Source organism: Pantoea sp. X-Soil-OKNW-556 (genome assembly GCF_059730695.1).
In genome coordinates this window covers 1,208,686-1,224,817 of the sequence record NZ_AP035990.1, presented here as the reverse complement: position 1 = coordinate 1,224,817, position 16,132 = coordinate 1,208,686, and the positions used below count along the sequence as shown (strand labels likewise).

Below are 16,132 nucleotides of genomic sequence, written 5' to 3'. Positions count from 1 at the left end.
TCACTCCCCCTGAGCCGCCGCCGGGAAAATCGCTTCCGGCGTCAGCAATGTTTTGGTTAAGCCCTGTTCGAACAGCTCACTGGCGAAATCCGCAATCATCTTTTTGTTAGCGGTAAATCCGTTTTGATTCCAGTCGGCCGGTAATTCCTGCGCGGTACGTCGCAAATCATCCAGTAACCACGGCGTGGTGTCGGCATATTTCTCGCGTTTCTTCATCCACAGCTGGTACGAACGATCGATAATCTCACTCAATGCCTGCGGCAGCCACGGATGTTCCGCTGCCAGCGCCGGTTTCATTGCCAGAATATGGATGCCCGGGACATAGCCCACACGGTTGAAGTAATCACGCTCGGCGCTGGCGAAATCCGGCTGCAACTGGCGCAGGCCCGATCCCGGCAGGAAGAAACCTTCCGGCATAAAGGGGGTGAAGACGGCATCCAGCTCACCGGCTTTCAGCAGTTCAATCAGAGGACGTTCACCCGGAGCCACTTCAATGCGTCCCGGACGCCCAAAACCTGCCAGACGATCAACAATCGGATGATCCGCCGTCAGACGGCCCGCAAACCAGTATGCGTCATCAATGCCGACCCCGGCTTCGCGCAGTACGGTGCGTGTCCAGGTATTGCCGGAGTCCTGCCAGCCGGTGACACCAATCTTCTTCCCTTTCAGCTGGGCCGGCGTCGTGATCGGGCTATCCGCCGTGGTGATGATGCAGCGCTGGCGGAAGCCACGCATCAGAAAATGGGGCAGACCAAGCAGCGAGGTATCACCTTTGGCACGCGCCTGGGCATAACGGCTGAACGAGACTTCACCCGCGTCATATTTTTCGCTGGTGCCAAGGTTATCAACCAGCGTGCCGACGCGGTCAATTTCCAGCTGAAATCCTTCCGGCTTGATGTCGCCGAGTGCCAGCGGTGTGAAGTAATCCCAGTCACGAACCGCCAGTCTGATGGTTACCATATTCGTCGTTTCCCCGTGTGCAGCCACGCTGCGTTTAGTTATTCAGCAAATAGTGCTTGAATTTGATACTAAATCGGGAATACTAATCTGAACAATAAATACTTTGTTACTGAACAAAGGTTTTTCTTATGACGCAAACGGTAGATATCGACTGGTTCAGCGCGCAAATTACCGATGCGTCGGTAAAGGGCATCACGCTCACCGCTTCCACCTTAATTCGCGATGGTCAGATTGCCGTAGGTATGCAAATGCCCGCGGTGCGCGAGCTGGCGGAACTGCTGGGAGTGAGCCCGGCGACAGTCTCAGCAGCCTGGTCACAGTTAAAAAAACAAAAAGTGCTGGCGGGTAAAGGGCGTAGCGGCGTCTGGGTGTGCGGTAATACGGTGATGCCGCGACCGATTCGTTTTGAGAAAATCGGCAACTACGGCGATAACATTCAGGCAGATTTGGCGATGGCCTCCCCCGATCCGGCGCTGCTGCCGAATCTGCATGCAGCGATGCTGGCAGGCATTCAATCACCCCAGTTGAATAGTTACCATCGTGAAGCCATTTCACCGCAGTTGCTGGCAGCGATTAAGCCGCGCTGGCCCTACCCGGCGGAGTCATGGCTGGCGACGGATGGCGGTTTTGATGCCATGAATGTCATCGTGCAGACGCTGCTGTCGCCTGGCGACAGGGTGGTGCTCGAAGATCCCACCGCAACCCGTTTGCTGGATATGCTGGACAACATTGGCGCAGAAATTCTGCCGCTGCCGTGCGATGAACAGGGACCCATCCCTTCTGCCTTAGCCGCACACCTGCATAAATCCCCGGCGATGTTTATCTACCAACCCCGCACCCATTCGACCACCGGGCATACCGTGACGCAGCAACGCAGCGCTGAACTCGCGCGCGTGTTAGCCAATAGCAAAACGCTAATCGTTGAGGATGACGGAATTGGTGATCTGTCACGCTGGCCGGTGTGGAGCCTGGGTTTCCACTTTCCTGAACGCGTGGTGCATGTGCATTCGTTTTCCAAAGCCTATGGCCCGGATTTGCGACTGGCCGTACTCTCCGCCCCCGCAGAACTGGTGAAGCGTATTCAGGCCTGGCGTAACTTCGGCGTCAGTTGGACCAGCCGAATTTTGCAGGATGCGGTGGCGTGGATGCTGACAGACACCACCACCCAGCAGCAAGTGGCGCAGGCGAAAACAATCTATCGTGAACGTCGTCAGCAGTTGTTGAACGCCCTGCTGGCACGCGGGCTGGCGCTGACCGATCGCGATGGCCTGAGCCTGTATATTCCGGTAGCGTCAGAACAATATGCCATGATTACGCTGGCGGCCCGAGGAATCGCCGCCGTGCCAGGTGAACGTTACAGTATCAATGCCGAACAATTTATCCGCGTCAGCACTGCCATGTTCCCTTTGCAACAACTTGACAGTATTGCTGACGCGCTGGTGATTGCATCCGGACGGGAAATTAACCTTAACCCAGATCTTTGATGTGATAGCGTGGGGATTCGACATAACCTTCACGCGCGTAAAACTGGTTAGCTTTCAGGCGTGATGCGTGGCAGTGCACCTCCATCCGGTCGCAGCCGCGCTCACGCGCCAGTTGTTCGGCATAGTTAAGCAATTGCTGACCACTCCCCTTACTGCGCTCACCTTCCGCGATACAAAAGTAGCTGATACGGGCGAAATCGCCGGCCAGCGCCAGTTGCGGAATGAAATGAAGCGAGAGAAATCCGAGGACCTGCGTACCATGCTCCGCCACCAGCAAGACTTCATCCGGATGGCTGGAAAGCTGTGCTAAACGTGAATCAATAAACTCTTCCGTACCTGCGTAACCCAGTTCAGTGAGCAGGGCACTCAGAGCAAAACTGTCTTTCGCCTGTGCCTGACGTATGTTCATCCAGCCTCCTCATTAATCCATTTCCAGCTGTTATATAGCGTTGTCAGCAAAAAAGCTGCAAGTAAGGATTGTTATGGGGATGTTACGAGAATTATCTGTGAGTTACCCCGCAGATCGTGCCCTATCATGCGCCTGTCATCAGGGCTTAAGGATGCGTTAATATTGCTTTGCCATCCTGACCTGGAGCTTACAGGAGGCAGAAATCATGAAGAGTATGATACCCCGTACAATGGATGAAATGCTGGCAATCACCATCAGCAGTTTCGCCATCATTGCCTGGGCCATTATTTGGTGGCAGGCATAAAAAAACCCGCCAGAAGGCGGGTTTTTAGAATTCTGCGTGTTAACTTACAGGCTGATAACGTTAGCAGCAGATGGGCCTTTAGCGCCGTCGGTGATTTCAAACTCAACGCGCTGACCTTCAGCCAGAGTTTTGAAGCCGTTGCTCTGGATAGCAGAGAAGTGTACGAATACATCTTTGCTGCCATCTTCAGGAGTAATGAAACCGAATCCTTTAGATTCATTAAACCACTTAACGTTACCTTTGATCTTGGACATCTATATTACCTTTACATGAAAAATGGACACTAAACTGTGTCGGCGCCTAGTACAGCAATTGCGGTGACATTTGTCCAGTGCGAATTGATGAAAAAGTGATAAATATCGCCTTTTTCGTCAGCCTTTACACTTTTCATCCGTCTTCCCAGGTCAGAACTGAAATCTCAACCAGGCAAAATAGACATTTCCATTGTTGTAAGTACCTGGAATATAAGTCATTTGAAAGGTAACAGGCCCATATCCCACTGAAGCCATCGGCAACAAAACCGGAATCGGGATATAGTTCCAGTTATCCCTGGCCGTTACACCGGCCGTGAAGCCTGCGCCAAAGTGAAAATTATCATCCCTCAGAGGACGCCATGTAGCTTCCCAACCGTATCCGCCGATCGGTTCCCATTTGTTAAATGAGTCCTTAAACGCCATCAGGTAGAGGCCATGCCAGTTCCCTTTGTCATCCCAACGAGAGATACCACCGCCAGCGCCCCAGGGCCGCTCATTGTACCTGTCGATATGTTCCTGATCATAGGTCCAGCGGTTATGCCAGGTAATGGCAGGCAAGTAGAAGTCATAGTTTTGTGGCTGCGACCATGTCTGGGCCACATTGTCAGTGAAAGTATTCCAGCCAGACTTGATAGCCTGCGTGGTGGTGTCAGCCTGAGCAGAAGAAACGCCCGCAACGATCAAAAAACAGCCGGCAAAGGCTGTAGAAACGTACCGATTCACAACAATCATTCCTGTAACACAATTCTTATGATGGCAAGACATCAGGCACTTATCTGAAATCTGCCCAAAATTAATGCTATTACCTGAAAAGCATAATAAAAATGGACCTGATACTCTCCAGGCATTATCTGGATTGATCCAGGGATCGTCTGCATGGTCAGACGCATGAAGGGGCATGTTACCGATAATGCGATGAGATAACTGGAACAAGAGATAAACGAAACCGGCATTATCGCCATTGATAAAATGTGCACTCCTGCCCTGTTGGCAATTGCTTAAAATTGCTTAATTTTCAGCAAGCTGAATTTGATTGTTGATAACGTAAATAAATTAACGAAATTTATTGTTTGAACTGATGCGGGGAATGAGATAAATCTCAGGGTTCCAGGAAGGAGATGAGGAGGAATGCTGATGACTATCCGTTGTAGCCGTTGTGGATGCGCACGATTCTTTTATACATTGAACGGTACCAAGCTAACCCGAGAGCAGCATCACGGAGCCTGCTGTGCTGCCTGCCGCAAACCGCTAAATCTGCGGGATGTGGTTCTGCCGATACCTCGTACTTTTCCTGCGGCATTCACCAATGCAGATTGAGTCTGAAGCGGCACCCGCAGGTGCCAGATAGCGTCAGAAAATCAATTTAAACACGCCAGTAATCGTCAAGAGTCCAACAATGAAGATGATAGCGATGATCCACAGGATTATTTTCATTTTCAGCTCCTTGTTACGTCATAAATAGCGCCTGCTCACTCCAGTATAGATGAAAATTCTACCCCTGCTGCCAGGTGCGATGCCTGTCACGCCATCTTGCTGTCGTTTCGTTTACCTGAAGATTATTTCTGCGACCGGGATCGCAGCTGAAGATTTTTCTTAAGTTTGCCGCTTCGTTCTCCGCCTCAGCACTGTCTAAACTTACAGCGCCTGTAGCAGGCCTCAATTGTTATCACTGCCTAAGTAACAAGGAGATTCTATGAGCACGATAAATACCAGCATGGGACGTTATAGCCTTAAGGCAAAGGACTATGGCAATCATATCAGTGGCAGCATTGCCATAAACGATGAAGGTGGCACGCAGCTCACCATGCAGGAGTTTAAAGAGCATTATCTTGACGATGTCGTCAACAATGTCATTTATCCTGTCACCGGTGGTAACCGTGAGATTACTCGCGCGCTGCGAGATCAAATGGTAAAAGCGGGATTTGAACAACCGCACTGAGTTTTTGGGCCACGGTTTGTGGCCCTTTGCTTTGCATAATCCTCACTTGCCGTTATTACGCAATCGTCGCAGGATGGAGTCTCCATTTTTCAAGGAGATCAACCGCGTGAGTGCCCTTCATCGTATTCCGTCTTCCCCTCTTCATCAGTTTGTGCAGGCTATCTGGTTGCATGCTGGCAGCAGCGCCGACGAAGCACGACTGGTGGCCGATCATCTGGTCGCTGCAAATCTGGCCGGCCACGATTCGCATGGCGTAGGCATGATTCCCAGTTATATGGTTTCGCTCTCGCAGGGCTTTTTACAACTTAACCAGCACACCACTATCGAAAAGGATGTTGGCGCAGTCATTACCTTGAGCGGCCATAACGGCTTTGGTCAGGTTGCCGCATGGGAAGCGATGCAATTGGGGATTGAACGCGCCAGTAAATTTGGTATCGCTGCTGTGGGCCTGCATGATTCACACCATATCGGACGTATTGGTCACTGGGCGGAACAGTGTGCGGCTGCCGGGTTTGTCTCTTTTCACTTCGTCAACGTCGCGGGCGACCCGATGGTGGCGCCATTCAACGGCAGCGACCGCCGTTTCGGTACCAATCCGTTCTGCGCCGTGTTCCCACGAAGCAATGGCAAACCATTGCTGTTGGATTTCGCCACCAGTGGCATTGCCTTCGGTAAAACCCGTGTCGCCTGGAACAAAGAGCAGCAGGTAGCCGCAGGCTATCTCATCGATCATCAGGGCAAAGCCACCACCGAACCGGGCGTGATGCATCAGGAGCCGTATGGTTCACTGCTGCCATTTGGCCTGCATAAAGGCTATGCGCTGGCGACCATGTGTGAAATCCTCGGCGGTGCGCTCTCTGGTGGCCGCACCACCCATGAAGAGACGCTGGTGACCTGTCATGACGCCATCTTCAACTGCATGACCACCATCATCGTCAACCCGGAAGCCTTCGATGCCCCGGCGATGCAGCAGGAAGCGGAGGCTTTCCTCAATTGGGTGAAACGCTCACCACAAAGTGGCGATGCCCCGATTCAGGTGCCGGGCGAATGGGAAGAGAGTAATCGTCTGGAACGTGAGCGCGACGGCATTCCGCTCGACAGCAACAGTTGGGAAAAAATTTGCCAGGCGGCATTGCAGGCAGGTATGCCTGAAGATGAGCTGGCGGCGTTCCGCGCCCTGGCGCAGTAGGCCGCCCCACGCTGAGGCTTAACGCCTCAGCGTTTCCACATCAAATCACCATCGACAGCAGCAAACAACCCACCAGACCGCAGACCGAAATGATGGTCTCCAGCACTGACCAGGATCGGATGGTTTCACCGATAGTCAGGTTGAAATACTCTTTGAACAACCAGAATCCCGGATCGTTGACGTGGGAGAAAATCACGCTGCCCGAGCCAACGGCAATCACCATCAATTCCGGGCTTGCACCGGAGGTGACAATCAGCGGAGCCACAATACCGCCTGCCGTAATCGCCGCCACGGTGGCAGAACCCAGCGCAATACGCAGGACAGCCGCAATGGACCACGCCATAAAAATCGGAGAGACATTGGTTTCATGCATCATGCTGGCGATGTATTTATCCACGCCGCTGTCCACCAGCACCTGCTTAAATGCCCCGCCACCGCCAATAATCAGCAGCATCATCGCGATGATTTTGATCGAGTCACTCAGCGTGCCCATCACCTCATCCATGCTACGTCCACGGTTCAAACCAAAAGTGAAGATCGCAATCAACACCGCAATCAGCGTTGCCATGATCGGATCACCAAAGAACTCGGCGTAAGGCAGCACCACATGGCCTTTCGGCAGTACCATCTCCGCCACCGCACGCAGAGCCATCAGGATCACCGGTACCAGAGCCGTCGCAACGCTGACACCAAAACCCGGCATTTCTGCTTCGCTGAAGGTTTTCGGGTTCCACAGTCCTTCCGGAATGGGTTTATCAATGCCTTTGAGGAAACGTGCATACACCGGTCCCGCCAGAATGACGGTAGGAATGCCCAGCAGGGTACCAAACAACAACGTTTTACCCATGTCAGCATTGAACAGGGTGGCAATGGCGGTTGGCCCCGGATGCGGCGGCAGGAAACCGTGGGTGACAGACAGCGCAGCCGCCATCGGCACACCGACAAACAACAATGGAACGCGCGCTGAGGCCGCGATGCTGAACACCAGCGGCAGCATCAGCACAAAGCCCACTTCATAGAACAGTGCGAAACCGACGGTAAAACCGGTCAGTACCAGCGCCCACTGAATATGTTTTTGACCAAATTTAGCGATCAGCGTGGTCGCAATGCGCTGCGCCCCGCCACAGTCAGCCAGCAGTTTGCCCAGCATGGCACCAAAACCCATGATCAGCGCCAGACTACCCAGCGTGCCGCCGACACCCGTTTTGATCGATCCAATCACTTTGTTGACCGGCATGCCCTGCATCATACCGACGGCCAGCGCCACCAGAATCAGCGCAATAAACCCATTCAGTTTGAAACGAATCATCAGCAGCAGCAATAACGCCACCCCGATAGCCACGTAGAGTAATGGCATAATTTTTCTCCACTTTTTGCCAGATCTTTCACCGGCAGCGGTTTGTTGTGATAAGTCCTGAGGACGATGGATAAAGCAGCGTTTGATATGTTGTTACATAGCGTCGCATCTTGTTACCGGTATCATGTTAAGGGTAACACGATGAAGAAATCACCTGCCGCGCCAGGTGAATTTCGGATTTGAGAAGGTGATCAACTTTTTACCCACTGGTTATCAGAATGTTTGCCCCGGCAGCAGGAAGTGATTTGGTTACACTAAGGTCTTTCCGCCCATGAAAAAGGATGTGCAGGTGAGTGAGAATCTGATCGAGCTGTACAGTAATCAACAAACCCTGTTTGCCCGAGGCAGTATTGATCGGCTGGTGCCGTTGCTGGCCGCCAATTCGCAGCCGACATTGTTGTTCTGTGGTCGCTCGTTTCTGAACGGCCCTACCTGGGCGCGCCTCGGGGCAGCGCTCAACGAGAACATCCTCGGCTATGAGATCGTCAGCCATGAGGCTTCGCCAGATGAAATTGATGGCTGGGTCAATCGCTGGCGCGGCCATGTTGATCGAGTGGTGGCGATCGGTGGCGGCAGCGTGCTGGACGCAGCCAAAGCCTTTAGCGCCATGATGCAACATCCGCTACCCACCGCGCGCTATCTGGAGAAAGTAGGTGATACGCCGGTACAGCCTGCCACATTGCCGCTGATTGCGGTTCCGACCACGGCTGGCACCGGTAGCGAAGCGACACAAAACGCGGTAGTGACTGACCAACAACATATCCAGGTGAAAGCCTCACTGCGCCACCCGGTGTTTGTGCCGCAGGTGGCAATTCTCGATCCCGATTTACTCAAAGGGACGCCAGACCCTGTCCTGGCCACCTGCGCCATTGACGCTTTTACCCATCTGTTTGAAGCCTATTTATCGCGCAAGGGCAATCTGTTCAGCCAGCAGATGGCGTTGAGCGGCTTGCGCTTGTTCTTTCAAGCCTGGCCCGCACTGAATCGCACCGATCAGGCAGGTGATAATGCCCGCGAAGCGATGATGATGGCGTCATGGCTGGGCGGTGTCTGTCTGAGTAGCACCGGATTGGGGGTGATTCACGGTATCGCCGGGGAGCTGGGGGCGATTAAGCCTTTCCATCATGGCGAAGTCTGTGGACGTCTGCTGTTTCCGTTCCTCGATGTGCTGGCCGAAAGCGAACATCCCGAGCAGCAGCGACTGATGGCGCAACTGGCGCAACAACTGCTGCCGGATGATCCGGCACCACCGGCACTGGCGTTAAAAGCCTGGCTGCAACAGCACGCCATCATGCCGTTCTGGCAGGGCGGCCCAACGTTGACAGCGACGGAAGTTGAGTGGATTGTGGCGCGAGCCAACAGTAAAAACGGCTGGGTCAGCTACACCAAAGAGACGTTGACTGACATGATCGCGGCAGCCTGGCAGATCGCATGATCCGTTACGGCGCGATCTATCGCGCCGTTTCGTCCCGGATATGCGTTCAGGCGTGGAATGGCCCCTGCCCTGCCAGCATCTGCTCAATGACCTGCAACACGCCCTCGTCATTATTGGACGGTGCCTGATAACGTGCCGCCTGCTTCACACGCTGTGGCGCATTCTGCATGGCAAAGCTGAAACCAGATTGCACCAACATTTCGAGGTCGTTGCCACCATCGCCAAACGCCATCACTTCCTCATCAGCAATGCCCCAACGCGCCTGCAACAGGCGTAATCCATTGGCCTTATGCAGACCCGGCACAATCAAATCAACCGACCCATGCCCGCTGGACGTCGCCGCTGCGGCACCATGATGCAAGCGTTCAATATCGGCCATCAAAATCGACACATAGTCGTCGGAGAGATTGAGCGCAAATTTAAACAACTTATCGTCACCGGTATCACTCAGGCTATCGATAGCCTTCAGGCGATGACAATAGTGCCGCATTTTCGTCAACCATGACTCATCGGCATCGGTGAAGTAGTAAGCGCTGTTACGACCGGCAATCAAATACTTCAGATCGGGATAGTGACCACGCTGTAGCGTATCCATCACCGCATGAACGTCATCACGCGAAAACGCCCCACAGAACAACTCCTCATCCCGGTCAATAATCCACGCGCCATTCTCCGCCACAAAGGCAATCTCGCTGGCGATCTCAGGGAAGAAGGATTTGAGCTGATAATATTGGTTGCCGCTGGCGACCACGAATTTGATGCCACGTTGTTTCAGTTGGGTGTAACAGGCGTGAAAACGTGCGCGATTGTACTGTTTTTTGTCGTCGAGAAAGGTGCCGTCCATATCTACCGCCACCATTTTTACCACGGCCATCATGACTCCTTAGCGCATTGAAAGGAAAACAGATCGCTATAGAGGATAACCTGGCGGGGAGGAGAAAACAGCGAAAAGACGGATGGCAATGGCCATCCGTCGGCAGGATTAGTTGAAGGCGTTATTCAGCAGAATCGCGGTGATGATACCGGTGGCTGCGGCTACAAGGACGTAGTTACCGTCGATATACGACCAATATTCACCGCGTGGCGGTGCATACAGGCCGTGTCCACGCCAGTCATCGACACGATAATGCGGGCCACGGAATTCCGGCGGCGCCGGGTAACCACGACGGAAATCATGGCCGTTCCAGGCGAAGCGATCACCACCGTGATGGCCTTGCGGCATCGGACGTCCAGCATAATGATCATTGCCACGGCCAGGACCACGATCTGCGCCGCGATCAGGGCCACGGTTGTTGCCGTGGTCAGGGCCACGATTACCACCACGATCCGGACCATTACCGTGGTCCTGATGTTGATTACCACCGTGTTGCTGCCAGCGCTGGTCACCGGGGCCGTCAGCCCAGGAAACGCTGGAAATCAATGTGCTGCATGCAATAAGCGAAGCGACTAAAGTCAATGTTGTTTTTTTCATGGTGTTACCTCCAGGGATAACGGCAGTGATAGCGCCGTTAAGCGATACTATTAATGATATGGAGGCTAAAGCGCATTTCCAAAACTCCTAAAAAACTACCGACTTACAATATATTACCTCGAATTATCGCTTTCTTAACGTTTGTGTCAGGCGTGACATTAAATGGACCGAAAATGCAGCATTCTACGGGGAGAGTAATCAATGAAAAAAACCCGATCGCGAAGATCGGGAGGAATCAATTTCCATTTATTGCATAAAGAGGGGTAACCCTACAAAAGCGAGGGTAAAACTGAAGCACACAACGCCACATCACTAGCATTGCCGGTAAACAATACCATTTCAAAATGAAAAATTCTTTTAAAAATGACTTTTTTTCAGAAAAATACGTAAGGAGTTAGATGCTGAGGTAAATAATCCTCTGCACAGAATAAAATACTTTTAAATAAGGTCTGTGCTCTGACCAGAGTAGCCAACAAGATATTTCTTGCTATCAAGACATTATCAGACACCTCAGGTCATTCCGCATAAAAAAACAATCAAAATCAAACATGTAAAGAAAAACCACTCTCTTGACTATCAGCATTTCTTAACGAAACACAGCTTTCATGGATAATTTTCATCTGGCGAAAGCCGTAAGATCCCACAAAAAACCAATTAATACCAAACCGTGATTAATACATAATTCAATATTAGCGTTATTAGAAATAACTCATGCGATCAGATTATTCTGCCCGGGAAATGCGAGCGGAGACTTCTTTTGTTTTTACTTCTGTATACCGGAACGGATAATTACCTGTTGAATACCTCATCATTGGTATTTACCTTGTTGCCAGATGGCGTGTCGTCGATGCCGGATAACGCAGTAACTTAGCTGCGGGTCGTATCGGGCGGCGTACCAGCTCTCCACCACAGTTCGGGCAATGTCCATCGAGCACCCCGGTGACGCAATCAATGCAGAAGGTGCACTCAAACGAGCAGATATGCGCTTCTCTTGACTCCGGCGGCAAATCTTTATCGCAGCATTCACAGTTAGGACGAAGTTCCAGCATGGTGTTCTCCTGTACGAAAAAATCCATCATCGCCGCTGCAATCGTTTATGACCAGATCGCAGGCAGACACTACAGGGACAAATCAGGACATCAACAGATTCCACATCACGCGATAAATCACGCAGCTGTCCTGCCGAATATGTGACGCTCATCACCAGACCTTCTATAGTTCATGCGTTCCCCTTTTTAAAGAGACGTATTGATGCAAGTTAAAGGTTTGAATATCGGCTTTTTCATCGTCATCCTGGCGATTGTCACGGTGGCGTTTTTTGACGTGCTCACCCCTTACTTCTCCGCCATTTTATGGGCAGCGATTCTGGCGGTGATTTTCCATCCACTGAAATCCGTGTTACGGCAAAAAATGGGGGATCGTAACGGCCTGGCCTCGCTGGTGACATTGCTGATCATCTGCCTGATCGTCTTCACACCGCTGGCTATCGTCACCTCATCGCTGGTGGTGGAGCTCAATACCGTCTACACCAAACTGCAAAACAACTCATCGCAGTTTCCGACGGTCTTTGCCGACCTGTTCCAACATTTGCCAGCGTGGGCACGTAATTATCTGTCTGAACATCATCTGAACAACGCCACGCAAATCCAGGAAAAACTCTCCGGCTTTGCCCTGAAGGGCGGCCAGTATATGGCGGGCAGCGTGTTCATCATCGGTAAAGGTACCTTCACCTTTACTGTAGGTTTTGGTGTGATGTTGTATCTGCTGTTCTTCCTGCTGAAAGATGGTGCCTGGCTGGTAAGCCTGATTTTAGAGGCGCTGCCACTCTCCACCTATGTCAAACACCATCTGCTGTTGAAGTTTGCGGCGGTGTCTCGCGCGACGGTGAAAGGCACCGTGGTGGTCGCCGTGGTACAAGGGGTATTGGGTGGATTGGCATTCTGGATCACCGATATCGATGGCAGCCTGCTGTGGGGCGCGTTAATGGCGTTTCTCTCGCTCATTCCGGCGATTGGTTCGGCGATCATTTGGGTGCCCGCCGCCATTTTCTTCTTCGCTACCGGCGCGCTGTGGAAAGGCTTGTTCCTTGTTGGCTTCTTTGTGGTGGTGGTCGGTCTGGTGGACAATATTCTGCGCCCGCTGCTGGTGGGTAAAGACACCAAAATGCCGGACTATCTGATTCTGATTGCCACGCTGGGTGGCATGGAAGTTTACGGTATCAACGGCTTTGTCATCGGTCCGTTAATTGCCGCGCTGTTTATCGCCTGCTGGAACCTGCTTTCCGGACGTGATAACCGTGACAACGTGGAAGAGATTGATGAAGAGTTTATTGAGGAAGGGAAGCAGCGCGACTGATAGCGGGTGCCGTCTGGCACCCGACTTAAACGTTAACTCGCCATCACCTTGTCGCCTGATGTGCGCCAGCCGCGCGTCAGGCGTTTTTCAATTTCCACCAGCACAAAGATCCCGGCACTGACCGCCAACGCGATAAACCAGTATTTCAGCGGTAACGGCTGGGTGCCAAACAGGGTATTCATCAGCGGAACATAGATGATCAGCGCCTGGAGCAGGATCAACACCAGCGTCACCAGCCAGATTCCCCGGTTCTTCAGCAAACCAGCATCCAGTGAGAAGCCCTCGCTGTTGCGGCAATTAAGCATATACACCCACTGCGCGGTCACCAGCATCTGCAACAATACGGTGCGAATAAACTCCGGGCTGTAACCACGCGGTTGCAACCAGGCTTCCAGCATAAAAGCACTGACTGAGATCAGCAGCCCCACAAACAGCACACGCCAGATGGCAAATCCATCCATCACATTGCTGCGCACATTGCGTGGTGGCCGCCGCATGATGTTCTGTTCCGCAGGCTCAAACGCCAGACCAAACGAGAGCGTGGCAGAGGTCGCCATATTCATCCACAGAATCTGTACCGGCGTCAGTGGCAACAGGTTACCCATTAAGATAGCGATGATGATCAGCAACCCCTGAGCAAAGCAGGTTGGCATCACAAACAGGATGGTTTTCTTCAGATTGTCATACACCCGACGTCCCTCCTTCACCGCTGCCGCGATGGTGGCGAAGTTGTCATCGGCGAGGATCATATCAGCTGACTCTTTGGTCACTTCTGTCCCTTTGATCCCCATAGCAATACCGACATTGGCCTGCTTCAGCGCCGGGGCATCATTGACGCCATCGCCGGTCATACCGACAATTTCCCCGCTCGCTGCCAGCGCTTTCACCAGCCGTAACTTATGCTCCGGGCTGGTACGAGCGAAGATGTCGTATTCCTGTGCTGCCTGCGCCAATGCGGCATCATCCATATGTTCCAGTTGATAACCCGTCACCGCAGCGGTGCTGTTGCCAATACCCAGCATCTGCCCGATCGCCATCGCCGTTTCCTGATGATCGCCGGTGATCATCTTCACGCGGATACCCGCCTGCTGGCAGTCGCGGATGGCGGTAATCGCTTCCGGGCGTGGCGGGTCCATCATGCATGCCAACCCCAGCAACGTCATACCCTCGCGCAAATCCTCATGGTCGAGTCGATGCTTCACGGTCGGCAACCAGCGCCAGGCCGCCGCCACGGTACGTAACCCCTCGCTGGCGTACGTCGAGATGGCGTTCTCCCAGTAATCCCGATCGATCGCCGTAACGCCCTGCTCCCCCTGCTGCTGCTGGCACAGCGCCAGCAACACATCCGGCGCACCGGTCAGCAGGATGCAAGGTTTCCCATCCATCACCGCACTCACCGCCTGATATTTGTAGAGAGAATCAAACGGCAGCTTGCTAACCACTTCAATCGCATCAGACTTCACGCCCGCTTTCGCGGCCAGCACCTTCAGCGCACCCTCGGTGGGGCCACCAATGATGCCCCAGTGGCCCTGTTCGTCCTGGCGCAGTTGGCTTTCATTGCAGCGATCAACAGCCCCGAGAAAGGCCTGCAACACGCTATCTTCTCCCGCAGCATGACCACTGGCGCTGATAACAGGATGAAACTCACCTTGTGGTTCATAGCTGTTGCCGCTGATACGCCACTGGCTGTCCGCCAGTACCACCGCTTTCACCGTCATCTCATTCATGGTCAGAGTGCCGGTTTTGTCTGAACAAATAACGGACATCGCACCCAGTGTTTCCACCGTCGGCAACTTGCGAATAATCGCCTGATTGCGCGCCATTGATTGCACACCCAGCGACAAAATGATGGAGATAATGGCCGGCAACCCTTCCGGCACCGCTGCCACCGCGAGGCTGATTACCGACAGCAGCAGTTCCCCCAGAGGAATGTCGCGCAGCAAAAAACCAAACACAAACAGCGCCACCATCATCAACAGGATGATGGCAAAAATCGCTTTACCCAATTTATCGATTTGCACCAGCAGCGGTGTTTTGGCTTCCTCAATTGAGGAGATCATCGCATTGATATGGCCTAACTCGGTATCGCCACCGGTGGCGATCACAACACCCATCGCCGTTCCAGAACTTACCGTAGTGCCCGAATACGCCAGATTGAGCCGGTCACCCAGGGATTTCTCACCTTCCAGCGCCGCGGTGCTTTTTGACACCACGGTGGATTCACCGGTCAAAATCGCCTCTTCAACCCGCAAATTATGGACTTCAAACAGGCGCAAATCGGCCGGGATTTTGTCGCCAGGCCGTAGCATGACCACGTCACCCGGCACGATATTCTGCGTGGCAACGGTAGCCTGTAATCCTTCACGCAGCACAATGGCATCGCTCGACAGCATATTTTGAATGCTTTTCAATGACTTCTCGGCGTTACTTTCCTGGATAAATCCAATCAGTGCGTTGATGACAGCAACGCCGAGAATGACAAAGGTATCGACCCAGTGGCCCATCATGGCCGTAACTAGCGCCGCCGCCAGCAGAATATAAATCAGCACATCTTTGAAATGGGCGATAAAACGCATCAACACCGATTTCTCGCGCTTCTGCGGCAGAATATTTGGACCCTGAGTATGCAGTCGCTGCTGCGCCTCTTCACCGCTTAATCCTTGTGGACAACTGTTAAATGCAGAGAACGCGGCTGCGCTTTCTTGTTGATACCAGGGACGCTCGGCGGAATCCGTTCGCCTCATGGTAAAAGGAATGACATTCATAATTACCCCGTGGGACTGAATCAATAAATTATGACCAAAATAAAAATCACACTTTAATAAAATCTCCAGCCATCGCGATGACCAATATCATGTTTTTCTCAGTTTTAAATCCGCAGGTAATTCACCCAAAGCTAGTCACAAAGGTAAATTATTATCACGATAAGAAAATTCTAATCCGACAATATTTAGAGATTTTCAGATTTTATAACC

At 52.5% G+C, this 16,132-nt stretch carries 15 protein-coding genes; 5 read left to right on the top strand and 10 right to left on the bottom strand.

What is annotated here, in order from left to right; translation table 11 throughout:
- On the bottom strand, nucleotides 1–960 hold the full coding sequence (locus AC6I8T_RS05510; protein WP_021182357.1) for an ABC transporter substrate-binding protein: 960 nt from the start codon (nucleotides 958–960) through the stop codon (nucleotides 1–3).
- A 128-nt stretch (nucleotides 961–1,088) separates the two neighbouring features.
- On the opposite strand from AC6I8T_RS05510, the gene AC6I8T_RS05505 reads away from it, so the two are divergent.
- Nucleotides 1,089–2,444: an aminotransferase-like domain-containing protein gene (locus AC6I8T_RS05505; RefSeq protein WP_021182356.1), complete on the top strand. Its 1,356-nt coding sequence runs from the start codon at nucleotides 1,089–1,091 to the stop codon at nucleotides 2,442–2,444.
- Here AC6I8T_RS05505 and AC6I8T_RS05500 read toward each other — a convergent pair.
- From AC6I8T_RS05500 to AC6I8T_RS05485, 4 genes are all read right to left on the bottom strand, one after another.
- Nucleotides 2,428–2,853 (bottom strand): GNAT family N-acetyltransferase, encoded by a 426-nt coding sequence (locus AC6I8T_RS05500; RefSeq protein ID WP_021182355.1) that lies wholly within the window; start codon nucleotides 2,851–2,853, stop codon nucleotides 2,428–2,430. The two genes, AC6I8T_RS05505 and AC6I8T_RS05500, sit on opposite strands and share 17 nt — an antisense overlap.
- 348 nt (nucleotides 2,854–3,201) lie before the next feature.
- Nucleotides 3,202–3,411, bottom strand: coding sequence for a transcription antiterminator/RNA stability regulator CspE (gene cspE, locus AC6I8T_RS05495; protein ID WP_006118399.1), 210 nt, complete (start codon nucleotides 3,409–3,411; stop codon nucleotides 3,202–3,204).
- Nucleotides 3,412–3,561: 150 nt separating this feature from the next.
- Entirely contained in the window at nucleotides 3,562–4,134 is a 573-nt protein-coding gene (gene pagP, locus AC6I8T_RS05490; protein WP_369758259.1) for a lipid IV(A) palmitoyltransferase PagP, read from the bottom strand.
- A gap of 627 nt (nucleotides 4,135–4,761) precedes the next feature.
- On the bottom strand, nucleotides 4,762–4,845 hold the full coding sequence (locus tag AC6I8T_RS05485; protein WP_017346848.1) for a small membrane protein YohP: 84 nt from the start codon (nucleotides 4,843–4,845) through the stop codon (nucleotides 4,762–4,764).
- 259 nt (nucleotides 4,846–5,104) lie between these two features.
- Here AC6I8T_RS05485 and AC6I8T_RS05480 point away from each other — a divergent pair, with 259 nt between their 5' ends.
- Nucleotides 5,105–5,350 carry a hypothetical protein gene (locus AC6I8T_RS05480; protein ID WP_021182353.1) on the top strand — a complete coding sequence of 82 codons (246 nt, stop codon included), beginning with the start codon at nucleotides 5,105–5,107 and terminating at the stop codon, nucleotides 5,348–5,350.
- A gap of 106 nt (nucleotides 5,351–5,456) precedes the next feature.
- The gene (locus tag AC6I8T_RS05475; RefSeq protein ID WP_208725006.1) at nucleotides 5,457–6,539 is read left to right on the top strand and encodes a malate/lactate/ureidoglycolate dehydrogenase; all 1,083 of its coding nucleotides are present in this window, start codon (nucleotides 5,457–5,459) and stop codon (nucleotides 6,537–6,539) included.
- Between the two features lie 40 nt (nucleotides 6,540–6,579).
- Here AC6I8T_RS05475 and gntT read toward each other — a convergent pair whose 3' ends face one another.
- A complete protein-coding gene (gene gntT, locus AC6I8T_RS05470; RefSeq protein ID WP_021182351.1) occupies nucleotides 6,580–7,896 on the bottom strand; it encodes a gluconate transporter in 1,317 nt (438 codons plus the stop codon).
- A 271-nt stretch (nucleotides 7,897–8,167) separates the two neighbouring features.
- On the opposite strand from gntT, the gene AC6I8T_RS05465 reads away from it, so the two are divergent.
- Nucleotides 8,168–9,331 (top strand): iron-containing alcohol dehydrogenase, encoded by a 1,164-nt coding sequence (locus AC6I8T_RS05465; protein WP_497833581.1) that lies wholly within the window; start codon nucleotides 8,168–8,170, stop codon nucleotides 9,329–9,331.
- 46 nt (nucleotides 9,332–9,377) lie between these two features.
- On the opposite strand, the gene AC6I8T_RS05460 is transcribed toward AC6I8T_RS05465, so the two are convergent.
- From AC6I8T_RS05460 to AC6I8T_RS05450, 3 genes are all read right to left on the bottom strand, one after another.
- Nucleotides 9,378–10,205 (bottom strand): Cof-type HAD-IIB family hydrolase, encoded by an 828-nt coding sequence (locus tag AC6I8T_RS05460; RefSeq protein WP_208725497.1) that lies wholly within the window; start codon nucleotides 10,203–10,205, stop codon nucleotides 9,378–9,380.
- Between the two features lie 108 nt (nucleotides 10,206–10,313).
- Nucleotides 10,314–10,802: an RcnB family protein gene (locus AC6I8T_RS05455; protein ID WP_021182348.1), complete on the bottom strand. Its 489-nt coding sequence runs from the start codon at nucleotides 10,800–10,802 to the stop codon at nucleotides 10,314–10,316.
- Nucleotides 10,803–11,620: 818 nt separating this feature from the next.
- Entirely contained in the window at nucleotides 11,621–11,851 is a 231-nt protein-coding gene (locus AC6I8T_RS05450; RefSeq protein ID WP_071783553.1) for a DUF1272 domain-containing protein, read from the bottom strand.
- Between the two features lie 202 nt (nucleotides 11,852–12,053).
- Between AC6I8T_RS05450 and AC6I8T_RS05445 the strand changes: the two genes are divergently transcribed.
- Entirely contained in the window at nucleotides 12,054–13,157 is a 1,104-nt protein-coding gene (locus tag AC6I8T_RS05445; RefSeq protein ID WP_021182346.1) for an AI-2E family transporter, read from the top strand.
- 32 nt (nucleotides 13,158–13,189) lie between these two features.
- Here the strand turns inward: AC6I8T_RS05445 and AC6I8T_RS05440 are convergent, their stop codons facing one another.
- Nucleotides 13,190–15,922 (bottom strand): cation-transporting P-type ATPase, encoded by a 2,733-nt coding sequence (locus tag AC6I8T_RS05440; protein WP_497833580.1) that lies wholly within the window; start codon nucleotides 15,920–15,922, stop codon nucleotides 13,190–13,192.
- Nucleotides 15,923–16,132: the final 210 nt, after the last annotated feature.